Source organism: Rhizobium sp. PRIMUS64, from assembly GCF_023006465.1.
Lineage (GTDB): Bacteria > Pseudomonadota > Alphaproteobacteria > Rhizobiales > Rhizobiaceae > Rhizobium > Rhizobium leguminosarum.
In genome coordinates, this window is sequence record NZ_JALBGX010000017.1 from 57,752 (window position 1) to 83,587 (window position 25,836).

The window sequence follows — 25,836 nt, forward strand, 5'->3', positions numbered from 1 at the left end:
ATTGTCATCCGATATAAGCTCCCGGGAGGCCCATAAGTTCAGGGAAGGCTTCAAGAGGGTGATCGCCACGGACTTCGAGGCGTGGCAGACCGAAGAGATTATCGGAAAATGTGGCTTTTGCCGGCCGTGTCGTGAAGCCGATCCCGTAGCCGGCAAGCGCCAGAATGCCCGGGACCCTGAAGTCTGTCCCGCCATAGGGAAGCGCGATCGATTCCACGGAGGTGCCGAGTCGGCTCTGCAGCGCATTGCGCGACAGCATGGCTTCGGCCAAAAAGACTTCGTTGTCCATCGCACTGGCTGGTGTGTGGGATGCGAGGTGGGAGCCGAAGCAGATGCCCTTTTGGTGCAGCTCCTGAATGTTCGACCACGACATCAGCGGCGCAGGTTCTCCATAGGCCGAATCCCAGTCTGACCGACCGCCGACTTTATCGGTCACGACGAACACCTCGGCGCTGAAATCATTCTCGGCAAGGATCGGGAAGGCGTCCGTCAGGAAGTCCAGGTAGGCGTCGTCGAAAGTCAGCATGACAGGCCGGCCCTGGATCGGCTTGCCGCTGCGCAGAAGATCCGCCAGGGTCTGCGCCGTTAGGGTATAAAAACCCTGTCGCCGAAGGAACTGCATCTGCCTGCGGAAGATCTCCGGCGGGGTGCGGAAGCGCCGGAGTGCCGTGGATCCTTGCTCTGCGATCCTGTGATACATGAGAATGGGAACCGAGGTCGTGACCTCCGTCGTCCATGCTACCTCGCGGTTGACGCCAGCCGGTCCCCAGATGATGTGTTTCGCCACATCCGCATCCAATGGGGTTCCATGCCCCTCGATGCGCAGGACGGGATCGGCCACGGGGCCTTTTCGGAACCGGTGGATGGCGTAGAGTTCGGTCTCGATCGTCTCTTCCAGGGCCAGATCAGCTTGTGCGGCCAGGACCTGTTTGATCGTCCCGACACCGAAGGGATTGCCCCAGTCGAAGCCCGTCCGGGCGGGTTCGTCCTCACGGATATGCGCATGGGCGGTAATCAGATAGCCGTTCGGCTTCACCGCTGCGGCCATCTTCTGACAGACTGCCGCAAGCATCTCCTCGTCTTTCATGTAGTAAAGGACTTCGGAGCAGATAACGAGGTCTTGTTCGGGCGGAACATCGCTCTTGACGAAGTCAAGCACGCGAAGCTCGACGTTTCGATGGTCTCGGCAGCGCTCGACCGCCCTGTCAATTGCCCGCTGGGAAATATCGGTGGCCGTCAGCCGGCCGACCCTTCGCGCCAGCTTTTCGGTGAAAATCCCTTCGGCGCAGGCGAGTTCCAGGGCCTTCTCGATCCCTTCCGGGATCAGGTTCAACGTCTGCTCATATTTAACCTGCTCGTAGACCGAGACGTAGTTCCATGGATCGGGACGTTCGAAGATATGTTCCCAGTACTCTTCTTCAGAGCGAACGGGGGGAGCGGCGTTTCTTTCCTCCGGCTGCGGGCCAGAGGGGTCTGAAAACAGTGGGGCTGGATCTCGCTCGAGATTCCGAAGGATGTCGGACAGTCGGGCGTCGTTGTCTTGTTTGTCGCTTGGCGCGGAGGCAAGGAGAGCCTTGCGTCCGAGATGCGCCAAAAGCCGTTCGAGACGTCCTCGCCGACGGCCGTTCCGGATGATGAGGCCGCCGAAGGCTCTGTATCCGCGTAGCGCCTCCCTTGTCCAGGAACTGATATAGGCGAGCGTGGGTGGGGTTTGCAGATGCTCTTCGGCCTGCATCTCATGCATGATCAGCCTGATCTGCGCCCGGATCGATAGATCGCCCCAGAGCGGCCCGACAAAGGTGCCGACGTGCTGTCCGCCGGACAGGGCGTGCATGACGAGCGTGTCGGCTGGCTCGGCCCTGGGGATTCGCGAAAGCGTTTCGAGCGCGGCACTGACCACTTGGACATTGCCAAGCGCGAATGATCGCAAAGGGTTTGCGGCGGATATGTGCCAAGACACGGCCTCAATGATCTTGCGCCCAGTGCCGGGTAAGGAATTTTTCTCAATCAGCTGGATGAGCAAAAGGAACGCCGGCCGCCATTTGTCGAGCACATCAACGAGATCGTCGGCGCGATCCATAGAGAGCCCGGTCTGCAGGCCATGCAGGATTACACCGGCAAGAAAGTTTTCGTAGCCCGCGGCGTCCGGCATCTCAGGCAGAAGCGCTGCAAGGGCTGCAATATCCGCCTTCGGGTCGAGCCCGGCCGACACGACCCAGGCGAGCATGCGCAGCTGGCTGACGGGGGGCGTGATCCAGCCTGTCTCCGGCCCCTCGGCCGACAAGCCTTGCTGCATCCGCAATGCCTGCGCCTTCGATGTCACGCGAATGGCGTCACGCACCATCTTGATTGGATCGCCGGAGAGCGAGTCCGCCTTCATGCGATAGAAAGCGAGGCACTTGTCGACGCGACGAAAGTCGGCGCCGGAAAAGGCCATGCGAAGCCAGAGATCCCAGTCCTCGCAGGTCTGCAAGGTCTCATCCATGCCTCCCACTAGCTCAAAAAGGCTTCTGGGAAAGACAACCGTATGGATGGCGAGTGCACAAAAAGAGGAGAACTCACGCTTGGCGACGTCTCCCGTCAAGATGGGAGGTTGTTCTACCTGCATAAGCCTGCCGTCCGGGGCGACGCGGCGGAAGGCGCAATAGGCGATAACTGCTGGAGATGAATTCTCCGCCACTGGCTGCATGTTTTCGATGAAGGTCGGATCCAGCCAGTCGTCGGCATCCAGCATGCAGAGCAGGGGCGCGGCTGCCAGTCTTGCGGCGTGATTTCGCGCCGCGGCCGCACCAGCATTCGGCTGACGGGCGGGGAGAATGCGGCTGTCCGTGTTTGCGATGCTCTCGAGAACCTCCCAGGTGCGGTCGGTCGAGCCGTCATCGACCACGACGGCCTGCCAGTTCGATCGCGACTGCTGCTGCAGGCTGGCAAGACATTCGGCTAGCGTATCGGCTGCATTGTAGGCGGGGATGAGGAATGAAATGTCAGGCGTTGCGGCGATCACCATGCGGGCCTCTTCCATCGCCGCAGAACGTAGAGAGCGCCATTTACGCTTCCGAGCATCTCCTGCTTCAGGAAGACGTCGTGCGACGTCGTGCCTTTGCGAAGCCGTCTTCGGAGCCTTCCGGCGTAATATTTCGGAAACGAGAGCAGGATGCGCCGCAGATTGGCGTTATTTCCTGTGTTCTGATACTGGACCAGCAGGGCTGCGACATGGCCACTCATATATTGGTAGATTTGTTTGGCGAGCCCCTTCATATCCTTGCGATGAAAGTGCCAGGCGACCGCCGTCGGCTCGTAGCGGCAGACATGACCATGATGGAGGAGCCGGTTCCAGTATTCGGAATCGCCTGAGCATCCGGCAGCGCCCATGTCCAGGCGGACATCGAACAGGCCGATCTCGTCGAAGACCTTGCGGCGGATGGCCTGACTTGCGCCGGCTCCTATCGTCCAGACCGGAGCGCCGTAACGTGCATCCCTGGTATAGAAGTCCTGATTGAAATCCTGCCGCAGATAGCCACGGCCGAAACCCCAATGCTTTTCGAAGATAAACTGCGCAGGCGTTGCGAGTTCTCCGGGAAGGACCAACCCGGTGACGCAGGCGATCTCCGGCAGCTCGAACCCCTTCATCAGGTTCTCCAGCCATCGCTCATGGAGGACGACGTCATCGTCCGTAAACGCGACGAATTCGGTTCTTGCCGCACGAACCGCCGCATTGCGCGCATAATCCAGCCCGACTCGATCTTCACGGACATAGGTTGCGCCCGATTCCTCTACCACGCGACGCGTTGCCTCGCCTGCAGAGGCATTATCCACCACGATGATCTCGACGGGGCTGAGCGACTGTTTGGGGATCGAGGCCAGGCAACGGCGTAGTTCGTCCGGCCGGTCCTTTGTGCAAATCAGAATGCTGACGTCACGGTTGCCCACAGGGGTTTGCGCGACTTGACGCGCATGCTCGAGCGTCTCGGGCCGCACGACACGCTCAGCGAGTGCCGCTGCCGCCTCGGGCCTTTCGATATAGGCTTGTCCTACGGGAAGACCATCCGACAGAAAGACCACGAGCCCATCGGAGACCGGGGGCGAATCGGCGAGGTGAGAGGTGGCGAGATCGAGATAGTGAATCGGTATGGGAAAACTTATATCCTTCAGATCGGACGGAATTGGTTCTCGCATTATTACTCTCTCAATCGCACCGTGAACATACGCCACCTGCATCCAGGACGCGAGTCTCGAAAGTCATCGTGGTTTATTCGGCCGCGTGCGCCTTCATTTGGTCCCTGAACCAATCGAGCGTCATCGCCACGCCCTGTTCGTAGGTGATTTTGCACGACCACTCGGGCATGACATAGTGCGCATTGGTCAGGTCCGGCCGTCTGTTCGTGGGGTCCTGCGGCGGTGACGGCTCGAAGACGATCGGCACGCCGCCGACGAGTTTGGAGACATATTGGGCGACCTCGAGAACCGAAATCTCGCGATCATTGCCGACGTTCAGTGGCCCCTTATAGTCGGTTTGATTCATCCAGAAATATCTCGCGAAGCCGTCGACAATGTCGTCGACATAGCCCCAGCTGCGTGACTGAAGGCCGTCGCCGAACACGGTAATCGGGCGACCCGAAAGCGCCTGAGTGATGAAGTTGGAGACCGCGCGACCATCGTCGGAGCGTGTCCGCGGACCATAGATGTTGAAGGGGCGAACGATCTTGACGTCGAGCCCTTGGGTACGCTGCATCTCGAACAGCAGCGACTCCGTGCACCTTTTGCTCTCGTCGTAGGATGAGCGCGGTCCGGTGCAGTCGACCTGACCCTTGTAGGATTCGGGCTGCGGCGACACCAGAGGATCGCCATAGACTTCGGAAGAAGAGGTGAAACCGAAACGTCCGCCTTTCTTCAGCAAGTCGAGCAACCGGAATGCCCCGAGAAGATTGGCGGAGATCGTTCTCTTCGGCTCCTTCATGTACCATGGCGGCGATGCGGGGGATGCAAGGTGATAGATTTCGTCGAATTTATCCGAGGTCTGCAGTGTCTCGACGTCGGATTTCACGAAGTGGAAACGGGGGTCCCGGATGTGGGCGATATTTTCGAAAAGCCCGGTCCAGAGGTTGTCAACAACGACCAGCTTCTGAATATCCGTCCTCAGCAAAAGTCGATCACACAAGTGGGATCCGATGAAGCCAGCCCCGCCAGAAATCAATACGCTTTTCATTGCTTCGTGCCTCGTGACTTGAGATTAAGCTACTTGTTTATTAGCATTGCCTGTAATGCATGACAATTATTTAGAAGAGTTCTAAGAAATACTCACTTATTAATGTCAATTGTTAAAAGTACCTACTTTAAGGTGTTTCTGTCGATGCCGCGCTCGATGACGAGCAGCCGGGCCGGACCGGATGCTACAGCCGATCGTGGCGCGATCATGACGACCTGCCCGATCTCGACTATCCGCATGAGACGGCCGCCGCCATTTGCGGGTTCGATCGAAGGAGCCGGCATGGTATCGAGAACCTCTCCGACGAACTCCGGATCCAGGGAGCTGAGGTTGCCTGTGAAAACGGGCATCCCGAATATGTGCTATATTTTCGAAAGGTCTGGTGCAAAGATTGTCAACAACAACCAGTTTCTGGGTATCATTTTCCAAGTAGAAGTCGTCAGGTAAATGCGATCCAATGAAGTGAACGCAGTTTCTCACATCGCCTCGCCTCGTTACTTGAGAATATATTATTGTTATTACAGCGGGCGAAGGTTTTGTATGGGCACGAAGTCCGGGGTGGGTCGGACTTTGGTCTGAGTTTGCGCGCGCGGAAACGGGGGGGCTTCGTAGTTCGACCGTCCCAACGACGGCGCCCGCGCGCCTTTTCAGGCAGGCAAGGATACCGCAACATTTTGCCGGGTTTATGCGTCTGGAAGTGTCTTCGCCTGTTCCAACGGAAATACGAACTCATTGGCGTACACGTCGACATGCTTGTCGCGCAGGCGGTGATATGACCAGCGCGAACCGGATAAGCCATATTTCGAAAGAGTTCATTCGTCTGGAGAAGGAAACGGGAGTAGAATAGCGGAGGCCGGAGGAGTGTTCCCGTCGACCGAAGGATCCGCTAAGCGTGGCTTTCGTCACCTCGCTGGAGAGGATGACCATGGGAGACGATCATGCCGAGCGGCGGCTGGTTGCAATTCTCGCCGTCGATATCGTTGGTTATTCAAGACTTATCGAGGATGACGAGGCCGGTACGCTGGCCGCGATGAGGGGATTGCGCTCCGAAGTCTTCGACCCACTGCTCGCGGAATATCACGGACGCACAGTGAAGCTCATGGGCGATGGCGCGATCGTGGAATTTGGCTCCGTCGTGGATGCTGTCCTATGTGCGGTTGCCCTGCAAAAGCAGGTTGCAGCACGGCAAGTGGATATCCTGCCCCAACAGCGGCTTCTGTTCCGCATGGGCGTCAACCTGGGCGACGTCGTCGTGGAGGGCGATGATTTGCTGGGCGATGGGGTCAACGTCGCTGCTCGCCTGGAGCAGATATGTGAGTCCGGAGGGCTTTTTGTATCCGGCACTGCTTTCGATCATTTGCAAGGCAAGCTCGAACTGCCGCTTGAATTTATTGGCGAGCAGCATGTCAAAAACATCGCGCGCCCCGTACGCACCTATCGCGTGCTGTTCGATGGAAACGCTCCTCGCTGGCAGTTCAAAATCCAGCGTCTTCGCAGTTGGGGACCGCTCGCGGCGGTGGCTCTGGTTCTGGTGGCTGCCGTCGTCGCAATATGGCTGGGTCCATGGACGACCAGCGCGGAAACGGCATCGATCGCTCGCATGGCACTCCCGCTGCCTGACAAGCCGTCTATTGCCGTCCTGCCGTTCGACAACATCAGTTCCGATCCGGAACAGGCCTATTTCGCCGACGGCATGACGGAAGATCTGATCACAGACCTTTCGAAGCTGTCCAGCATCTTTGTTATCGCTCGAAACTCCACCTTCGCCTACAAGGGCAAGCCCATCAAAGTTCAGCAGGTGGCCGAGGAACTCGGGGTCCGTTATATCCTGGAAGGCAGCGTGCGCCGCCAGGGGGACCAGGTCCGCATCAACGCACAGCTCATAGACGCGCTCGGCGGCCATCATCTATGGGCTGACCGCTATGACGGCGCGATGAGCGAGATTTTTACGCTTCAGGATAAGGTCATCGGCGAGATCGTGTCTGCGCTCACCGTCAAGTTCACGATGGCGGAGCGATCTCAGTCCGAGCAGGCGGAGACGAATAGCGCGCAGGCTTACGACGCTTTGCTGCAAGGCTGGGATCACCTGCGCCACGACAGCGAGAATGAAACCCTCAAGGCAATTCCCTTTTTCGAAAAGGCGATCGAGCTCGACCCCGATTACAGCCGCGCTCATGCGGCGCTCGCTTCGGCGAATTGGAGGATTGCCGTTTCCAATTGGGAGGCCGCCAACCTTGGCTTCGAGAGGGCGATGGAACGTGTGGATCGGCACCTGGCTCTTGCGGTTCGAAAGCCCACTTCGCTTGCCTATGCGATCTCCGCTGAGGTGCTGGCAAGGCAGGGCCGGTATGCTGACGCCTTTGCCAAAATCAGTCGTGCCATGGAACTCGATTCCAATGATCCCGAAAATCACCTCAGCAAAGCGCGCATTTTGAACGCAACGGGCCAGGCTCCGGAAGCCGAACGCGAAGTGCAACGAGCCATGCGTGTCGACCCGCAATATCCGCCGAGCTATCTCAGGGTTCTTGCGATTTCACAGTTCCACCAGGAGAAATATGAGGAGGCGGTGAAGAACCTCGAACTGCTGGTGATCAGGCAATCAGACGTCAGTGAAGACTACGCCACGCTGGTGTCGAGCTTCGGCCACCTCGGGCGGACGGACGGCGTTCAGGAAAACATCGAAAAATACAACGCGCTCGCGGTTCCCGCCGGCTACTCGCCGCTGACGGTGCAGGAACTGGGATGGTACTGGTACGGCGACATTTTCAACTACGATTCGACCTATCGCGAGCGCCTGAAGGAGGGCTTGCGCAAAGCCGGCGTGCCGGAGGGAGCGGGCACAGATATTTCCTATGACGAATACGCTCGCCTGATCGGCAAAAGCAACGGGGAATACAATATCAAGGGAGCCACTGAAATAGACGCCCCGACGGCCAAGCGGCTGCACGACCGCGGCGTCAAGCTCGTTGATGTGCGCACCGCTCTGAGCTTTGGTCGCGGGCATGCGCCGGGAGCCATCAACCTATCGGTCGTGGAGGTTCTGGCAAGGGACACGCTATCGAAGGCCGTGAGCAGGGAGGAGGAAGTGATCTTCTCATGCCATGGCAAATATTGCGGCGATTCCGCCTACGCATCGGCCAAAGCCTTGGTATGGGGGTTTAAGAATGTCTACCACTTTGCCGGTGGCTTTCCCGCGTGGGAGGATGCTCACTACCCCATAGAGACCGCTCCGGGACAATAAGCGGATACCGCGCCGAAGTCGCATGTCGTAAGAGGTGCTGCGCATCAAGCTCTGATGATTGAGGTCAGCCCTCCGGAGGCGACGCAAACCGGCTCGCATCGAACAGGTCTGTGGCGGCCACCGGAATGATAGCTTCACCGGATGTCGCGGCATTGACCTCCCGATGAACCGCGCGGGGGGAAACGCGAGGCGCGCTCAATTCCATCACCTCGCCGGGAGAATGCAGCGCCCATTTCATCAGCGCCGCGTCGGACGTCGATTCTAGGAAATTTGCTTCTTCCCAGGAAGCGGTCATCGGCAGGGAGGCGATCATATCAGCGCCCTGCCTGGAGGCCTGGTGTGCAACACGGAGAGGTTCGAAGCGCGCGTAGCCCGGCAATGCAGGCGCCGGGCTGTCCGGAAGCACGGCAATTGGACCGATCGATGCAGTCTCCAGTTTGTCATCCATATCAACGTCGTGCTCGAGCGTGGCTGGCCGCATCGCCGGTATCGGAATCGGCAAAGATGCAAGGTCCGAAGCGGATCGCTTGTCATCCCGCTCGACCGCGCCGGTCTGCAGCGCCAGCGCATTCAGTGCCCGGCTCCGGGGCGCGGGCAGAAGCGCCGTCACGAGCTTATTGTCTGTGGTGTCGCTGCTCGACGTGGTCGACGCTCCGGCTTCTTCGTCTTCTCCCGCGGTGCTGGCGATCTGGATCGAGGTGGGGCCGACGCGCTTCTTGTAGTTCGCAATTGCCTGATTGTATCCCGGCAGCGGCCGGCCATCGGCAGGCAGATGCATGGTCTGCCCGTTCGGGAATAGTCGAGCGAGTTCTTGCCGGGACATGCGGGGCCAAGCCCTGACATTGCCGACGTCGAGATGCACGAAGGGCGATCCCGAGGTCGGATAATATCCGACACCGCCGACCTGCATCTGCATTGCCAATGCGCGCAGCGTCGAAAGCTTCACGCCGGGAACGTAGAAGTCCATCGCCTTGCCCAGCATGTGCTGGCTCTTCTTGGCGACGCCCGTGCTGCGCGAGCGGTTGCGGAGCATGTTGTTGGTGGTGGGCGAACGATAGGCGGAGACGATATGGATGTAGTCCTTGCCGCCGCTGCGCTTGTACACCTCCCAGACCAGGTCGAGCAGCCGGGGATCCATCCGGGTCGGCTCGTTCCTTCGCCAGTCGCGCAGAAACCGATTGATCTGGGCGAGGCCTTTGGGATCGAACTTTCCGTCCCGCTTATAGGTAATCGTGGCCCTCTCGCCCGTATGGGTAAAGAACAGCTTCAGGGCCCGATCTTCCGCCGAGGCAAATGATGCAGAGCCGACAAGGGCCGGCAGCGCAAACAGAGCCGGCAGAATGGTCTGCGCGACCAACCGTTCCGCACGCGACAGTAGCGTGGCAATTCCGCCCAAGGCCCCGGCCGACAATCCTTGCACTGGATACTTCAACACGAACAAACCCGCCCACACCAAACACTCGACGACGGGCGGGAACCTCCGCATCCATCACGCTTAGTAAAGCCAGCTTATGGTCAACAAATTGCTAACGAGCGGATGCGTGAGCTTGGCGAATTGAGGATGCAGGCCCCAACCCGAGGCGAAATCGCGCCCCTGCGCCCATTCATGGGAGCCAAGCACGAATCCGCTTCCACGACCGTGACGTACTGGTGATCGATTGCGGCCGCATCTGCATGTACCCCAAGAAGATCAATATCTTCACAGTCATGGCCGGCCAGAGCTCGACATCGAGGAGGTCGATGACGGCGTTTGGCTCGTCAGCTTCATGCGCTATGATCTCCGATATATCGATCTGGAGCAGAGGACTTTGCAAACCATCGAGAACCCGTTCGGCACAAGGTTGTCACCCATGTCTTAGGGACGTTCTGTTACCTATGTCTCCGGTATGGGCAGGCAGATCTCCGGAACGATGCGGCGGACTCGGATGCCCGAATTAAGTCACCGTTGCTCGCCCAGGCGACACCCAGTAGTCTCGCCGTCTCACCGACATATCGGCAGTGGCACGCAGCGATTCCATGGCAATTCTCTTCAAAACAACAATCACCGAAAACACGGCATTCGAGATGATCGAACGGTCACTGTCAGGCGCCTACCGATATGACGGTTACCTCAATGTCGTTAGCGATGCGGGCGAGACGGCATTGTCTTGGGGTCCGGCAATGCATGCCGAAGAGTTCAAGGCAGAGGTCAGCCAAATCCTACGGCAGACTTGGGATGCTGCCCGCTTCTGGGTCATCTATGAGCGCCGCGAAGACCGGAGGGATCCAGAAGGGACCGACATCCGCAACGCGGCTTTCCGCCTGACGCGCGGATACAGTGGCGTTATCGTTGTCACGCTCAGTCTCCTTGGGAAGCGCGACAGCGCCAATGACCTGGAACTCGTCTTCGTCTGCTTCGAGCAGGATTTTCACAGGAGGAATTTTCGCGTGCGCTACGAGGGTAAGCCGTTACCAAACCAGGGTTGATCTTGCTCGAAGACGTGTTGCTCACGCGCGCGACCGTTCTACGTTCGATTTGAAGGCGAGGGGCAGGAGAACAGGGCGACCATTGCTTCGCTCATCGAGCCGTCGATCCGCAGACCTATCTGACCGCCACGCTCACTGCCATCGTCGATGGTCACAAGCAGAGCCGTATCGATGAGCAATTGCCGTGGAAGGAAACACAGACTTCGACTTTGACGACCGCCCGCTTAAGATGCGATGGAACTGGCAACACCATCGCACGCAAGATGCCCCGAAAACGAGTTTGAAAAGGGTGCTCCGGATCAGGGGCAGACACCCTTTTCGTGCTGAGTTTTGCAGTCTCAGCGGAACGGAAATTAGCAGAGAGATTGCTGTCTACCATCGGACCGAAGTCCGACTCACTCGCGATAATTCGTCGATGTCAGCGCCGAGGCGACACCATCAATGTGATTATTCGGGTGGGAGAAGTCGACGGTCGCACGTGCCGGAATCGGTCGGAACTTCGTAATGCTCGTCGCAGAGCTAGATACCGCGAATTCGCCTGGAGGAGGCGCCTGCGGAGCTTATCCGCAGGCGGAGTCGCTAGATAGGTCTGCCGTCCACAACGCCGCTCGTCGAGGTAAACGCAACGGCGCTGCCTTAGTGCAGAGGGCCACCCATACCACTGCCGTAGACACAAAAAAGGCCCCACTATGGAGCGGGGCTAAGGTTGAGGTGGGTCGCATGTAGCGAAGTGTAACGAATCTCCGCACGACCCGAAGGTTTTACGATCAACGGAGCATATTGTTCCCGTGCCGACAGATTTTTTTGAGTTCGTTTCCCTGTTTCGGGCTCCACGTCGTAGCGAGCCTTTCTTTCAGTTGAAGAGCGTTATCGACTTGCCGGCCGACCGTGCAATTCCAGTAGTTTTTCAGAACGCGTCGACTCGCAAATCTGCGAGTGATCCATCGGCGACCGTCGAGCGAATGGCAGTCAGGTTTGGAAACATACGATAAACGTTTGAAAAGACTGGCGCACCCGACAGGATTCGAACCTGTGACCTTTGGAATCGGAATCCAACACTCTATCCAGCTGAGCTACGGGTGCATGCCGAAGGCGGTTTGAATCGCCTGTCCGATGGGTGGTTCTTAGCCTAGCTTGCGGCTGGCTTCAATCGCGAAATTCTCGGAAATACCGATGCTTGCGATTTGGCGGACGTTTTTATCCGTCAGTCCGGTGAATGCATATGAAAACTCCGCCGGCCTTGCGGGCGGCGGAGCGTGATTGTCGTCGACTGTCGCCTGGCGGCGGTCAGATCTGCATGGCGCCGGGGCCGGGGATTGCCTTTGGCGGCACCTTGCCGAGGATGATCATCCCCAGCACTTCGTCCTTGGTCACATCCTCGGTGCGGGCGTGGCCGACCACCTGGCCGTTCTTCATCACCGAGACGCGGTCGGCCAGATCGAAGACGTCATGGATGTCGTGGCTGATGAGGAAGATGCCGATGCCTTCCTTCTTCAGCTGCTTGATCAGCTCGCCGACCTGCGCCGTCTCCTGGGGGCCGAGTGCTGCCGTCGGCTCGTCCATGATCAGGATGCGGGCGTTGAAGAGGATCGCACGCGCGATCGCCACCGATTGCCGCTGGCCGCCCGAGAGCGCCTTCACCGGCTCCTTGAAGCGCTTGAAGTTGGGGTTAAGGCGCCCCATCACCTCCCGGGCCGAGGCCTCCATCGCCACGTCGTCGAGCGTGCCCCAGCGGGTCTTCAGCTCGCGGCCGAGATAGAGGTTGGCGGCGGCGTCGACATTATCGGCGACGGCGAGCGTCTGGTAGATCGTCTCGATGCCGTATTTCTTGGCATCGCGCGGATTGCGGATGTCAGCAGGCTCGCCATTGATCAGGATCTCGCCGCCATCGCGCTTGTAGGCGCCGGAGAGGATCTTGATGAGCGTCGACTTGCCGGCGCCGTTGTGGCCGAGCAGGGCGACCACTTCGCCCGGGTAGAGATCGACCGAGGCATTGTCCACGGCGTGAATGCCGCCGAAGGAGATCGAGATGTTTTTCAGTTCCACGAGGGGAGTGCGTTGATCAGCCATGTCTAGGGCTCCTCTCACTTGGCACGGGCGCGGTAGACGGTGTCGAGCCAGACCGCCACGACAAGGACGGTGCCGACGACAACGCTCTGCAACGGCGTATCGACATGCGCGAGCACCATGCCCGATTGCAGCGACTGCATGACGAGCGCGCCGAGCATGGCGCCGGCGATGGTGCCGGTGCCGCCTGCCAGCGACGTTCCGCCGATGACGGCGGCGGCGATGGTGTAGAGCTCGTCGAGCGTACCCTGCGAGTTCGTTGCGGCATTGAGGCGGGCGGTGGAAATCGCGGCCGCGATAGCGGCCAAAATGCCCATCAGCGCGAAGATGCGCACGGTGACCCAGCGGGTCTTGATACCGGCGAGCTCGGCCGCTTCGGGGTTGCCGCCAATCGCGAAGACATAGCGGCCGAAGCGCAGCCTTGTCGCGATGAAGGTCATGATGATGCCGACGACGATCGCGATCAACACCGGCACGGCGATGCCGTAGGGAATGTCCAGGCCGGTTTCGGGCCAGGGAATATTGTTGGTCTCGGCATATTTCTTGGCGATGTTGATCGGCCAGTAATAGCTGTTGGCGATCCAGACCGCGCCGAGGATGAGCACGCAGCTCAGGACCGCGAGGAAATATTCAGCCCACATCGGCCGGCGCGGGAAACCGAAGCGCCGGCGCTGCCGGCGTGAGCCGACGATGCTTGCGATGACGAAGAGGCAGGCGCCGATACCGACGATCCAGCTCCAGGTGGCGCCGATCGAGCCCTCGGCGCCGCCGCCCATGATGCGGAAGGTCTGGTCCATCGGGGCAACCGTCTGGCCGCTGGTGACGAGCCAGGTGGCGCCGCGCCAGACGAGCAGGCCGCCGAGCGTGACGATGAAGGAGGGAACGTTGAGGAAGGCGATGATGATGCCCTGGAAGGCGCCGATCAGGCAGCCTGCCGCCAATCCGACCAGCAGCGTGATCGCCCAGGTGAAGGGGCTGTCGAAGCCGATATATTCCGGCAGGATCTTGGCCTGCGTCACGCCCATGATCATGCCGCAGAGGCCGAGCACGGAACCGACCGACAGGTCGATGTTGCGGGTGACGATGATCAGCACCATGCCCGTCGTCATGACGGCGATGTCGGTGGTCTGGACCGAGAGGTTCCAGAGATTGCGGGGGGTCAGGAAGAGACCGCCGGTGATGATGTGGAAACCGATCCAGATGATGATCAGCGCGCCGATCATGCCGAGCAGACGCGTGTCGATCTCGGTGGCGCGGAAGAAGCGGGTCACCGCACTGGCTTCCGCCGCTCGCGGTCCGCTTGATGTTGTGGATTTTACCATTTCGGCCATGGGTTTGCCGTTCCCCCACTTTGTTTGGACGGACGCGCCGGCGTGCTAGAGGCTGCCATCAGCGTCATGCGTCTGTTCTTCAACTCACCACCGCGATGCTTCCGGAAACCGGTCGCGTGGCGTCGCGACACCGTTCCGGCAGGGAATGAAAACCCGCGATGGTGCGGCGAGGCGGAGAAAACTTCGTCGTTGGAATTCTCATCCGCATCCAGCGCCGCAACGGTGTTCCGCTGCGGCGCCGGCAATTTCAGTTTACAGCCCGTGGCTTACTTGCAGGCAGCGACGCTGTCTGCCTTGACGCCCTGGCACGCTTCAGCCTTGGAGATCCAGCCGGCGTCGATGACGACGTTCAGGTTTTCCTTGGTGATCGCAAGCGGCTTCAGGAAGACCGACTGCATTTCGACGCCCTTGGGGCCGCCCTTGAAAGCCTGGGCGCCGTCGATCTTGCTCATGTCCTTGCCGCCGGCGAGGTCGAGAGCGATTTCAGCGGCGCGCTTGCCGAGTTCGCGGCTGTCTTTCCAGACGGAAACCGTCTGCGTGCCGAGAGCGATGCGGTTGAGTGCTGCCTTGTCGCCGTCCTGGCCGGAAACCGGAACGGAGCCGGCGAGGCCCTGTGCGTCGAGAGCAGCGATCGCGCCGCCGGCGGTGCCGTCATTCGATGCGACGACGGCGTCAACCTTGTTGTTGTTGGCGGTCAGGAACTGCTCCATGTTGCGCTGAGCGTTCTCCGGCAGCCAGCCGTCCGTATAGGCCTCGCCGACATTCTTGATCTTGCCGGCGTCGATGGCGGCCTTCAGCACTTCCTGCTGGCCCGAGAACAGGAAGTCAGCATTCGGATCGGAAGACGAGCCCTTGATGAAGACGTAATTGCCTTCCGGCTTGGCCTTGAAAACGCCCTCAGCCTGCAGGCGGCCGACTTCCTTGTTGTCGAAGGTGATGTAGAAGGCAGCCGGGTTTTCGATCAGGCGGTCATAGCCGACGACCGGGATGCCTTCAGCGGCGGCCTTTTCGATCGCCGGGCCGATTGCGTCGGAGTCCTGGGCGAGAATGATCAGCGCGTTGGCGCCCTGCGAGATCAGCGATTCGACGTCGGTAAGCTGCTTTGCGGCAGAAGACTGCGCGTCAGCGGAAATATACTTGGCGCCCTTGGCTTCGAGAGCCTTCTTGATGGCGGCTTCGTCCGTCTTCCAGCGTTCTTCCTGGAAATTCGACCAGGAAACACCGACGACGAGATCGGCAGCCATGGCAGCGGTATGCACGGAAACGAGGATGGCCGCACCGGCCATCAATTTCAAAATCGACTTCATAATGTCCTCCCGAGTGGATTGCGACCGGCCCAGCCCATGCTTCCTCCGGCCACCGCGAAAAGCTGTCGAGAAAGGTTCGGATTTTTTTCTCGACAGTCGAGAAATTTAGTGTCAGAGATTTTTTCAACTGTCAACACTGCACTGCCGGCTTAATTTCCTTGCGAAACATCGGCTGGAGATGCAGTGGAAACCAAGGGTGGAGCAAGCAGGGAGAGAGGGCGGCGTTCATGCTGACCAAGTCGAGCACGGAGCTGGTCCGGCAGAGAAACAGCGTGCTCGTGCTGTCCGTGCTGCGTCGCCACGGTGCGCTCGCGCATACCGAAATATCCGATTTCACCGGGCTGTCGTCGGCCACCATCTCGGCCATCACCACTGAGCTGGAAAAAGCCCAGATCATCGAAAAATCTGAACATCAGCCGGCAAGCGGCCGCGGCCGGCCGCGCGTGCTGCTGCGGCAGCGACGCGATTGCGGCTATCTCATCGTCGTCATCATCTCCTCGGATGCGGTGCAATATTCGCTGGTCGATTATGCCGGCAAGCTGATCGACCGCTTCAGCGAGGAACGTTCGCATGATCCTGCGGGTGCTGGCCGCTTCGTCGCGGCAGTGCGGGCCGGGCTTTTGCGCATTCTCGATCGCTCGAAGATCAGCCAAGAAAAGGTGCTGCTGATCTCGATCAGCAGCAAGGGGCTGGTCAATTCCACCGAGCCGGTTCTCGTCTGGTCGCCGATTTTCGGCAGTGACCAGATCGATTTCGAATCGGCACTCCGGCCGGAATGGCAGGCCAAGGTGATCCTCGACAACGAGACGCTACTGGTCGCGGCAGCGCTCGGCGCGCGTGAAGAGATGGTGAAAGGCGCCGATTTCCGTTCGCTCGCCGCCCTTTCGCTCGGCCATAGCGTCGGGCTCGGCATCGTCAGGCGCGGAAACCAGACGGGCCAGGAGATATCGGCGCCGAATTTCGGGCACATGCTGCACATGGCCAATGGTGGGCTCTGCCGCTGCGGCACCCGCGGCTGCATCGAGGCCTATGCCGGTTTCTACGCGATCCTGCGCAGCGCCTTCGAGGTGCCGCTCGATACGATTCCGGCAAAGTTCGTGCCGGTAGCGGAACTGGACAAGATCGCCGCCAAGGCGCGCCAGGGCCACCGCGTCCCCGCCTTCGCCTTTCGCCAGGCAGGGCTGGCGCTCGGCAACGGGCTGTCGCGCATGCTGAGCCTGACGGAGCGCATGCCGATCGCCATCACCGGACCGGGCACGCGGTATTACGACCTTCTTCGGCAAGGGATCGAAGAGGGTCTGGGGCAGTCGCATATCGTGCGCATGGAAGGCATGCCCGAGATCAGGGTGGTGGCCGACGAGCAGATCCTGGTCTTCGAAGGACATCTGAACCGGGCGCTGTCGGTGATCGACGAGGATATCGTGCTTTCGGGCGTGCAGGGATCGGCGGCCACTCAAGAGACGGGTTGAGGGTTTCTTTCAACCGGCGTCTGGGGATCGCAGCAGCAACGGGCTGATCTGTAGTATGCGACTTTGAGGGGGGCGCGACACAGCACGTTGCCTGATTGAATGTCTGCCAAACGCGAAATGGCCGGGCGGGTGCCCGGCCATCTCATGAATGGCTTCCGGTCGGGAGAGGGCCGTCAGCCGATCTTGATAAGCTTGCCTTCCCTAACGGACTGGACCGCGGCATCGGCGAGCGCGAGCGCTGCGAGACCATCGGCGCCTGATGGAGAGATCTTGGAGCCCTTCTCGATCGCGGCGATGAAGGCTGCGATCTCGTTGGCATAGGCTTCGGTATAACGGGTCATGAAGAAGTCATGCAGCGGCGGGCGGGTGTAGCCTTCGCCGTTTGCGACTTCGATGGAGACCGGGCGCTGGTTTTCGGCCGAGACGAGGCCCTTGGAGCCGTGCGCCTCGATGCGCTGGTCGTAGCCATAGGTGGCGCGGCGGGAATTGGAGATGATGGCCTGCTTGCCGGATTTCGTCTGCAGGATCACCGAGACGCTGTCATAGTCGCCAGCTTCGCCGATCGCCTTGTCGACGAGAACTGCAGCGGTCGCGAAAACCGATACCGGCTCTTCGCCGAGCAGGAAGCGGGCCATGTCGAAGTCATGGATCGTCATGTCGCGGAAGATACCGCCCGAGCGCTTGATATAGTCGACCGGCGGGGCGCCGGGGTCACGCGAGGTGATCGTCACCATTTCGACATCGCCGATCTTGCCTTCGTCGATGACTTTGCGCACCGCCATGAAATGCGGGTCGAAGCGGCGGTTGAAGCCGACCATCAGCTTGGCGCCGGTCTCTTCCACCACCTTGATGCAGGCCTTGACGCGGGCGACGTCGAGATCGATCGGCTTTTCGCAGAAGATCGCCTTGCCTGCGCGGGCGAAGCGCTCGATCAGATCGGCATGGGTATCCGTCGGCGTGCAGATGACGACGGCGTCGATATCCTTGGCTGCCTCGATCGCCTCGATGGTGCGGACTTCGCAGCCATAGGCGGAGGCGATCGCTTCGGCGGCCTGCGGAAAGGCGTCGGCGACCGCGACGAGCGTCGCATTTGCGTCGCCGCTGACGGCCCTTGCATGGACCTTGCCGATGCGGCCGGCGCCGAGAAGACCAAATCTCACTGTCATTCTAACCTCCCTTGAATTCGGAACAAATGAACCGAATTGCCAATATTCTGGAATTTTCATTCCATCTTCTGTGGACCGCGTCAAGCCCGCGGATCTTTCACATTTGCAAGATTCGAACCAGAGCCTTTCATGGTCGGCCAGAGCCTTTGATGGTCGGATTGACGTATTCTGCCGGAGCAGATTTTGGTCAGGGCAGAGCCGATTGCCTGTGATCCTGGCGGAAAGTGCCCGGCCTTTCAGCCAAGAGACTACTTTAATCTGGCCAGGAAAGGCTCTAGAGACAATCGCGGCACGGGCCGAAGGCAGTGCGACAAATGCGACCGCGGGGCAGGAATGAAACTCATCGATCCGAATCATCCGGCATATCGGCGCCTCTGGGTGCGGATTGCCATCGTTGCCGTTTGCTTCGGCTGGGCCGTGGTCGAACTTGTCACCGGCGATCCGTTCTGGGCGGTGCTGGCCGGCGGGGCAGGCGCCTATTCCTTCTATATGCTGTTCTGGACCTTCAATCCGCAGCCTCCGGCCATCGAGCCACCGGTGCAGCCTGATGCCGAGGACGAGGACGAACCCGCGGCGGCCGCTGAAAAACCTTCGAAGGACGGGCAGGCGGAATAGTCAGCGGCTCAATCGCCGCAGTGCTTCGTCGATCAGCAGATTGGCCAGCATCATGCGCTTCGTCGCATTGTCACGGAAGGGCAATTCTACGCCATCGGGATGATTGGCGCGGGCGAAGGCGCGGCGCTTCTCGCGGAGCGTCAGTGGCGTATCGGCGGCGGAGATCGCCAGTTCGGCGGCAACCTCCTGCGGTGCCGTGCGGGTGAGATGATCCGGCATGACGGGCTCGGCTGGAGGCGCAGGCGCCGGTTTCTCCACGACCCCAGCGGCGGCATCGAGATCCAGATTGTCGAAATAAGCCTGGCCGACGCGCTGCGACGCGACTGAGACGCCCTCCATGACATCGAAGGCAAGCCCGGTGCCGAGGCCGGACACGCGATGGGCGGCCGGCGCTTCGGCGTCTTCGGCCGTCTCGTCCTCCGCCTTCAGCCGCTCGAGGACTGATTGAAATACCGACTGCCCGAACAGCATCCGCTTTCCCTGAGAGCATTTCCGTTTTTCTTCGAACCACGGAAATGCTCTATCTCCTTGTTCACGCAATTCCGGACGCAAAACCGCTGCACACTTCTGCTGGAATTGCTCCAGGCGCATTAGAAGAGAGCAAGATGGCGCAGGGCTTGCGGCCGTCGTCAGCCGGCCTGCTTGCGGCTCTCCTCGAGGATGATGTCGTAGAGCAGCCTTGCGCTCGGCGGCAGCGCCCGCTCCCTCGCCGTGATCATGCTGTAGGGCTTGACGTTGATGTCGAAATCGATCGGCAGCATGCATACGTCCGAGGCATTCGAGCCTTGGCTGGCAAGGAACTGGGCGACGTCGATGGCGACCGGAGCGATCGCATCGGATTCGCAGATGATGGCGCAGGTCAGAAGCAGCGAGGAGGTGTTGACGATATTTTCCGGCAGCGCCACACCCTGCGACAGGAAAACGTCCTCGATCGTGCGGCGCAGCAGCGTGCCCGGCGGCTGGAACACCCAGTCATAATCCCTTACGTCGGAAAGGCTGCTGGTCTTTTGCTTCATGAGCGGATGGCAGCTGCGCACGATCAGGCAAGCCCGCTCGATGCCGATCTCCGTCACCTCGAACAGGCGCGGGTTGAGATCATCGGGAATGCGGCCGATGATGAAGTCATGGCGGGCGGCGAGCAGTTCGCGGGCAAGCACGTTGCTCGTCTCCACCTGGATGTTGATCTCGATGCCGGGATAGGCCTTGCGCACCTTGTTGATCGCCGGCACGACGAGGCTCATGGCCGGCGCCGTCACCGAGCCGATGAAGACCGAGCCGCCCTTGCCGCTTTTCAGTTCGCCGATCTCGCGGCTCGCCTCGCGCAGTTCCAAAAGGATCTTCCGGGCTCTCCGGGCAAGCGCTGCGCCGAAGGTCGTCAGCACCACGCCGCGGGCCACGCGCTCATAGAGCGATGTCTTGGTGATTGATTCCATTTCGGACAACATCCGCGATGCGGCGGGCTGCGAGATGTTCAGGACTTCCGCAGCTGCGGAAATCTGTCCACTATCTTCGATTGCGACGATCATCCGCAGGTGATTCAGCTTAAGTCCTGCACGCAAAAGGCTGTCATCGCCGAAATTATCGCTGTGGATATCGACGTGATCCATCAAAAATGGCTCAGAAATAACCGTCATGGTTGCAGCCTCCTCGCTGCGCTCCATCAAAAGTAATACTTTTTAACGATATACCAAAATTGTTATGCACGTTAGCACTTATTCTATTTGACAGTTATAGGAATCCATACCAGTTTGCCGCCGTGTGCTGGTTGGCACTCAACACGTGTGAGATCGTGGAGGAGACCTACTTCGTTTCTCACCATCTGAAGTAACTATCCAATACGGAACCTGCCACAGTTTCGGGGCGGGCGATTTTTCGTCCGCTGCTTATTAACAAGGGAGAGAGAAATGAAATCCATTATCTCATTGATGGCTGCGGCTGCCTTCGGCGTCGCTTCGTTCGTTGCGCCGGCTCTGGCCGCGGATAAGGGCACTGTCGGTATTGCGATGCCGACCAAGGCTTCGGCCCGCTGGATCGACGACGGCAACAACATCGTCAAGCAGCTCCAGGCTGCCGGTTACGGCACTGACCTGCAGTATGGCGACGACGACATTCCGAACCAGCTTTCGCAGATCGAAAACATGGTCACCAAGGGTGCCAAGGTTCTCGTCATCGCTTCGATCGACGGCACGACGCTTTCTGACGTTCTCCAGAAGGCACACGACGCCGGCATCAAGGTCATCGCTTATGACCGTCTGATCCGCGATTCGGGCAACGTCGACTACTACGCGACGTTCGACAACTTCCAGGTCGGCGTTCTGCAGGCTGGCTCCATCGTTGACGGCCTCGGCCTCAAGGACGGCAAGGGCCCGTTCAACATCGAACTGTTCGGCGGCTCGCCTGACGACAACAACGCCTTCTTCTTCTATGATGGCGCAATGTCCGTTCTGCAGCCCTACATCGACAGCGGCAAGCTCGTCGTGAAGTCCGGCCAGACCGGCATGGACAAGGTCGGCACGCTGCGTTGGGATCCGGCAACGGCCCAGGCCCGCATGGACAACCTGCTCTCGGCCAACTACACCGACGCCAAGGTCGATGCCGTTCTGTCGCCTTACGACGGTCTGTCCATCGGTATCATCTCCTCGCTGAAGGGCGTTGGTTACGGTACTGCGGCTCAGCCGCTCCCGATCGTCACCGGTCAGGATGCTGAAATCCCGTCGGTCAAGTCGATCATCGCTGGCGAACAGCACTCGACGATCTTCAAGGACACCCGCGAACTCGCCAAGGTCACCGTTGCCATGGTCGATGCCGTGATGTCGGGCAAGGAGCCTGAGGTCAACGACACGAAGACCTACGACAACGGCGTCAAGGTCGTCCCGTCCTATCTGCTGAAGCCGGTTGCCGTCGACAAGACCAACTACAAGCAGATCCTCGTCGACAGCGGTTACTACTCTGAAGACAAGCTGAAGTAATGAGAAGGACCGGAGCCCGCGCTTGCGGGTTCCGGTCTTCGATTTTATGATCGCCCAGCCGCTTGACGGCTGCAGGCGCTGGAACTTTGACTATGGACAATACTATCCTCGAAATGCGGAGCATCACCAAGACGTTCCCGGGCGTCAAGGCGCTGGAGAATGTGAACCTCAAGGTTCGCCAGGGTGAGATCCACGCATTGGTGGGCGAAAACGGGGCCGGCAAATCGACCCTGATGAAGGTGCTATCAGGCGTCTATCCCACTGGAAGCTATGAAGGCGACATCGTCTATGAAGGCGAGACGCGCAACTTCAAGGTCCTGAAGGACTCCGAAGAAATCGGCATCGTCATCATTCACCAGGAACTGGCGCTCGTGCCGCTGCTGTCGATCGGCGAAAACATCTTCCTTGGCAACGAGAATGCCAAGAGCGGCGTCATCAGCTGGGACGAGACATTCAACCGCACCAAGCAGCTGCTGAAGAAAGTAGGCCTGTCCGAATCTCCGAACACGCTGGTCACCGATATCGGCGTCGGCAAGCAGCAGCTCGTCGAGATCGCCAAGGCGCTGTCGAAGAGCGTCAAGCTGCTCATCCTCGACGAGCCCACAGCCTCGCTCAATGAACGCGATTCCGACGCTCTCCTCAACCTGCTGATCGAGTTCCGCAAGCAGGGCATCACTTCGATCATCATTTCCCATAAGCTGAACGAGATCCGCAAGGTCGCCGACCAGATCACGGTCCTGCGCGACGGGATGACCGTCAAGACGCTCGACTGTCATGCGGACGAGATCAGCGAAGACATCATCATCCGCAACATGGTCGGTCGCGATCTCGAGGACCGCTACCCTCCGCGTTCGGTGCCGATCGGCGAAACCATTCTCGAAGTGAAGAACTGGAACGCCTATCACCAGCAGCACCGCGACCGTCAGGTCCTGCACAATATCAACGTCACCGTCCGCAAGGGCGAAGTCGTCGGTATCGCCGGGCTGATGGGGGCAGGGCGCACCGAATTCGCCATGAGCCTCTTCGGCAAGGCCTATGGCCACAAGGTTTCGGGCGAGGCGCTGATGCACGGCAAGCCGGTCGACGTCAGCACTGTGCGCAAGGCGATCGATGCAGGTCTCGCCTACGTTACCGAAGACCGCAAGCAGCTCGGCCTCGTGCTCAACGACACGATCCTGCACAACACGACGCTCGTCAATTTGAAGGCGGTGTCGAACGCGTCCGTTATCGACAGCGTCAAGGAATCGAGGGTTGCGACCGACTATCGGTCGAAGTTGCGCATCCGCTCCTCCAGCATCTTCCAGGAGGCGGTCAATCTTTCCGGCGGCAACCAGCAGAAGGTGGTGCTGTCGAAGTGGCTGTTCTCGGATCCCGATATTTTGATCCTCGACGAGCCGACGCGCGGCATCGATGTTGGCGCAAAATACGAAATCTATACTATCATCAACCAGCTTGCCGCCGATGGAAAGGGCGTTCTGATGATCTCGTCGGAAATGCCCGAACTGCTCGGTACGTGTGACCGCATCTACGTGATGAACGAAGGACGCATCGTCGCGGAACTGCCGAAGGGAGAAGCAAGCCAGGAAACCATCATGCGCGCTATCATGCGCTCAGGGGAGAAGAAACAATGACGCCGATCAATCAACCCATCGCTGAGCAGGGGCGTGTCGTCTCCGTCGGAGACTACGTTCGCGGCAACATCCGCGAATACGGCATGTTTATCGCGCTCATCGCGATTATGGTGTTCTTCCAGTTCTCGACCGGTGGCGTTCTCTTCAGGCCGCTCAACCTGACCAACATCATTCTGCAGAACTCGTTCATCGTCATCATGGCGCTCGGCATGCTGCTGGTGATCGTCGCCGGCCATATCGACCTTTCGGTTGGTTCCGTCGTCGGCTTTATCGGCGCCATCGCCGGCGTCATGACGGTGCAATGGCACACCAACTATGTCCTGGCGGGTATCGTATGCCTGGCCATGGGTGCGCTTGTCGGCGGCATCCAGGGCTATTTCGTCGCTTACCACAAGATCCCGTCCTTCATCGTCACGCTGGCCGGCATGCTGGTCTTCCGCGGCCTGACGCTGTTCGTGATGACGGCATCGGGGACCGGCACCAGCATCGGTCCTTTCCCGCCGGCTTTCCAGCTGATCAGCATCGGCTTTCTGCCGAACGCTTTCGATATGGGCGGCATCAACTCGACCTCGATCATTCTCACCGTCGTCGGCGCCGTAACCCTCTTCTATCTGGCATGGCGCAAGCGCCTGTCGAATGAAAAGCATGGCAATGACGTCGAGCCGCTAGGCTTTTTCCTCGTCCAGAACGCCCTCGTCACCCTCGCCATTCTGGCGCTCGGCTACCAGCTGTCGATCTATCGCGGCTTCCCGAATGTGCTGATGGTCATGCTCGTTCTGGTGGCTGCCTATGCCTTCATTACCCGCCGCACGACGATCGGCCGCCGCATCTACGCCATGGGTGGCAATGAGAAGGCGACGAAGCTTTCCGGTATCAACACCGAGCGGCTGACCTTCCTGACGTTCGCAAACATGGGCCTGCTTGCCGGACTGGCCGGACTGATCGTTGCCCTGCGTCTCAACTCGGCGACGGCCAAGGGCGGCTTCGGTCTTGAACTCGACGTGATCGCGGCCTGCTTCATCGGCGGCGCATCCGCCCAGGGCGGCGTCGGCAAGGTGACCGGCGCTGTTATCGGCGCTCTGATCATGGGCATCATGAACAACGGCATGTCGATCCACGGTCTCGGCACCGACTCGCAGCAGATGGTCAAGGGTGCGGTGCTTCTCGCTGCCGTGTTCTTCGACGTTTACAATAAGAACAAGGGCTGAGCTTAGCTCGGCACCCGCATCGCAGTCATAAGAAACCTGAATTCCGGCTCCGCCTGGAGCCGGAGAGGCGTAGCTGTGCCATCGCCAAAGGAAAAGGATGAGTAACGTGCTTATTTCACAGATCAAGGGTGCAAACGGAGAGATCATCGTCGCCGTGCGCGAGGCGGGCGGCGCTGCCAGGTCGATCAAGAATGCCGTCAGCGTCTATGCGCTGGCGATGGAAGCCGCAGACGGCGGCAAGTCGCTGGCCGCCGTCATCGAAGCGCATGGCTACGGCGATGGCGTCGATCTTGAGAAGGCCTATGCGGACGGCCGCTTCCTGCCGCCGATCACCCATCCCGATGCCGCCCACTTGCATCTGACCGGCACCGGCCTGACGCATTTGGGATCGGCGGCAACGCGCGATTCGATGCACAAGAAGACCACCGAAGCCGCCGAGGAAACCCTCACGGACTCGATGAAGATGTTCAAGATGGGCCTTGAGAACGGCAAGCCGAAGGCCGGCGAAAAGGGCGTCCAGCCCGAATGGTTCTACAAGGGCAACGGCTATGGCGCCGCAGCCCCCGGCGCGCCGCTCATCTCGCCCTCTTTCGCGCTCGACGGCGGCGAAGAGCCTGAAATGGCTGGCATTTACGTGATCGCCAAGGACGGCACGCCGTTCCGCATCGGCTTTGCACTGTCGAACGAATTTTCGGACCACGTCACCGAGCGGATCAACTATCTCTTTCTGGCCCACTCGAAACTGCGACCGGCCGCCTATGGTCCGGAAATCCGCGTCGGCGCGCCCCCGGACGATATTCGCGGCACCTCGCGCATCAAGCGCGGCGACAAGGTGATTTTCGAAAAGCCGTTCCTGTCCGGCGAGGCGAACATGTCGCACACCTTCGCCAATCTGGAATATCACCACTTCAAATATGGCCTCTTCCGTGTTCCGGGCGATGTTCACGTCCATATGTTCGGCACGGCGACCCTTTCCTTTGCCGATGGCGTCAAGACGGAAGAGGGCGATGTCTTCGAGATCGAAGTCGCCGAATTCGGCCTTTCGCTCCGTAATCCGCTCAAGGTTGCCGCCGAGGAAGAGATCGCCGTCAGGCAGCTTTGAATTCAAGGCCTGGCCGCATTGGCGGCCGGATCTTTGCTCGTAAACGGTAAAGGAGGCT

General features: G+C 59.7%; 19 protein-coding genes, 1 tRNA gene and 1 pseudogene. 9 read left to right on the top strand and 12 right to left on the bottom strand.

Going from position 1 to position 25,836, the window contains the following annotated elements:
• Positions 1 to 4: 4 nt before the first annotated feature.
• The 4 genes from MOV76_RS09930 to MOV76_RS09945 all read right to left on the bottom strand — a co-directional run bounded on the left by MOV76_RS09930 (position 5) and on the right by MOV76_RS09945 (position 5,556).
• A complete protein-coding gene (locus tag MOV76_RS09930; RefSeq protein ID WP_247264437.1) occupies positions 5 to 3,007 on the bottom strand; it encodes a trifunctional glycosyltransferase/class I SAM-dependent methyltransferase/polysaccharide deacetylase in 3,003 nt (1,000 codons plus the stop codon).
• Positions 3,001 to 4,218 (bottom strand): glycosyltransferase family 2 protein, encoded by a 1,218-nt coding sequence (locus MOV76_RS09935; protein ID WP_247264438.1) that lies wholly within the window; start codon positions 4,216 to 4,218, stop codon positions 3,001 to 3,003. The genes MOV76_RS09930 and MOV76_RS09935 overlap by 7 nt, the downstream gene beginning before the upstream one ends.
• Before the next feature lie 31 nt (positions 4,219 to 4,249).
• Complete coding sequence (locus MOV76_RS09940; RefSeq protein WP_247264439.1) at positions 4,250 to 5,206, bottom strand: NAD-dependent epimerase/dehydratase family protein; 957 nt, start codon at positions 5,204 to 5,206, stop codon at positions 4,250 to 4,252.
• Positions 5,207 to 5,328: 122 nt separating this feature from the next.
• Positions 5,329 to 5,556 carry a hypothetical protein gene (locus tag MOV76_RS09945; RefSeq protein WP_247264447.1) on the bottom strand — a complete coding sequence of 76 codons (228 nt, stop codon included), beginning with the start codon at positions 5,554 to 5,556 and terminating at the stop codon, positions 5,329 to 5,331.
• Positions 5,557 to 6,131: 575 nt separating this feature from the next.
• Here MOV76_RS09945 and MOV76_RS09950 point away from each other — a divergent pair.
• Entirely contained in the window at positions 6,132 to 8,447 is a 2,316-nt protein-coding gene (locus MOV76_RS09950) for a rhodanese-like domain-containing protein (RefSeq protein ID WP_247264446.1), read from the top strand.
• A 64-nt stretch (positions 8,448 to 8,511) separates the two neighbouring features.
• Here the strand turns inward: MOV76_RS09950 and MOV76_RS09955 are convergent, their stop codons facing one another.
• Positions 8,512 to 9,933 (bottom strand): DUF882 domain-containing protein, encoded by a 1,422-nt coding sequence (locus MOV76_RS09955; protein ID WP_247264440.1) that lies wholly within the window; start codon positions 9,931 to 9,933, stop codon positions 8,512 to 8,514.
• A gap of 530 nt (positions 9,934 to 10,463) precedes the next feature.
• On the opposite strand from MOV76_RS09955, the gene MOV76_RS09960 reads away from it, so the two are divergent.
• On the top strand, positions 10,464 to 10,913 hold the full coding sequence (locus MOV76_RS09960; protein WP_047618758.1) for a hypothetical protein: 450 nt from the start codon (positions 10,464 to 10,466) through the stop codon (positions 10,911 to 10,913).
• 98 nt (positions 10,914 to 11,011) lie between these two features.
• A pseudogene (locus MOV76_RS40315) lies at positions 11,012 to 11,101 on the top strand (transposase domain-containing protein); the annotation flags it as partial.
• Between the two features lie 818 nt (positions 11,102 to 11,919).
• Here the strand turns inward: MOV76_RS40315 and MOV76_RS09970 are convergent.
• The 4 genes from MOV76_RS09970 to xylF form a co-directional block, all read right to left on the bottom strand.
• Positions 11,920 to 11,996: transfer RNA gene (locus MOV76_RS09970), tRNA-Arg, on the bottom strand.
• Between the two features lie 204 nt (positions 11,997 to 12,200).
• Positions 12,201 to 12,983 carry an ATP-binding cassette domain-containing protein gene (locus tag MOV76_RS09975; RefSeq protein ID WP_003542059.1) on the bottom strand — a complete coding sequence of 261 codons (783 nt, stop codon included), beginning with the start codon at positions 12,981 to 12,983 and terminating at the stop codon, positions 12,201 to 12,203.
• A 14-nt stretch (positions 12,984 to 12,997) separates the two neighbouring features.
• Positions 12,998 to 14,311, bottom strand: a complete 1,314-nt coding sequence (locus tag MOV76_RS09980) for a sugar ABC transporter permease (RefSeq protein ID WP_247264441.1) — start codon at positions 14,309 to 14,311, stop codon at positions 12,998 to 13,000.
• A 266-nt stretch (positions 14,312 to 14,577) separates the two neighbouring features.
• Positions 14,578 to 15,618, bottom strand: coding sequence for a D-xylose ABC transporter substrate-binding protein (xylF, locus tag MOV76_RS09985; RefSeq protein ID WP_018073829.1), 1,041 nt, complete (start codon positions 15,616 to 15,618; stop codon positions 14,578 to 14,580).
• Positions 15,619 to 15,845: 227 nt separating this feature from the next.
• Between xylF and MOV76_RS09990 the strand changes: the two genes are divergently transcribed.
• Complete coding sequence (locus MOV76_RS09990) at positions 15,846 to 17,087, top strand: ROK family transcriptional regulator (protein ID WP_247264442.1); 1,242 nt, start codon at positions 15,846 to 15,848, stop codon at positions 17,085 to 17,087.
• A gap of 173 nt (positions 17,088 to 17,260) precedes the next feature.
• On the opposite strand, the gene iolG is transcribed toward MOV76_RS09990, so the two are convergent.
• Entirely contained in the window at positions 17,261 to 18,253 is a 993-nt protein-coding gene (gene iolG / locus MOV76_RS09995; RefSeq protein ID WP_247264443.1) for an inositol 2-dehydrogenase, read from the bottom strand.
• 333 nt (positions 18,254 to 18,586) lie between these two features.
• Between iolG and MOV76_RS10000 the strand changes: the two genes are divergently transcribed.
• On the top strand, positions 18,587 to 18,868 hold the full coding sequence (locus MOV76_RS10000; protein WP_018073832.1) for a hypothetical protein: 282 nt from the start codon (positions 18,587 to 18,589) through the stop codon (positions 18,866 to 18,868).
• Here the strand turns inward: MOV76_RS10000 and MOV76_RS10005 are convergent, their stop codons facing one another.
• Both MOV76_RS10005 and MOV76_RS10010 read right to left on the bottom strand, forming a co-directional pair.
• Positions 18,869 to 19,339, bottom strand: coding sequence for a hypothetical protein (locus MOV76_RS10005; RefSeq protein WP_018446781.1), 471 nt, complete (start codon positions 19,337 to 19,339; stop codon positions 18,869 to 18,871).
• 158 nt (positions 19,340 to 19,497) lie between these two features.
• Positions 19,498 to 20,502 carry a LysR family transcriptional regulator gene (locus MOV76_RS10010; protein ID WP_247264444.1) on the bottom strand — a complete coding sequence of 335 codons (1,005 nt, stop codon included), beginning with the start codon at positions 20,500 to 20,502 and terminating at the stop codon, positions 19,498 to 19,500.
• Positions 20,503 to 20,772: 270 nt separating this feature from the next.
• On the opposite strand from MOV76_RS10010, the gene chvE reads away from it, so the two are divergent.
• The 4 genes from chvE to araD1 all read left to right on the top strand — a co-directional run bounded on the left by chvE (position 20,773) and on the right by araD1 (position 25,778).
• The gene (gene chvE / locus MOV76_RS10015; protein ID WP_003561803.1) at positions 20,773 to 21,837 is read left to right on the top strand and encodes a multiple monosaccharide ABC transporter substrate-binding protein; all 1,065 of its coding nucleotides are present in this window, start codon (positions 20,773 to 20,775) and stop codon (positions 21,835 to 21,837) included.
• Positions 21,838 to 21,929: 92 nt separating this feature from the next.
• A complete protein-coding gene (gene mmsA / locus MOV76_RS10020; RefSeq protein WP_018243173.1) occupies positions 21,930 to 23,468 on the top strand; it encodes a multiple monosaccharide ABC transporter ATP-binding protein in 1,539 nt (512 codons plus the stop codon).
• On the top strand, positions 23,465 to 24,676 hold the full coding sequence (mmsB, locus tag MOV76_RS10025) for a multiple monosaccharide ABC transporter permease (protein WP_018243172.1): 1,212 nt from the start codon (positions 23,465 to 23,467) through the stop codon (positions 24,674 to 24,676). The genes mmsA and mmsB overlap by 4 nt, the downstream gene beginning before the upstream one ends.
• Positions 24,677 to 24,782: 106 nt before the next feature.
• Positions 24,783 to 25,778 carry an AraD1 family protein gene (gene araD1 / locus MOV76_RS10030; RefSeq protein ID WP_130759630.1) on the top strand — a complete coding sequence of 332 codons (996 nt, stop codon included), beginning with the start codon at positions 24,783 to 24,785 and terminating at the stop codon, positions 25,776 to 25,778.
• Positions 25,779 to 25,836 lie beyond the last annotated feature (58 nt).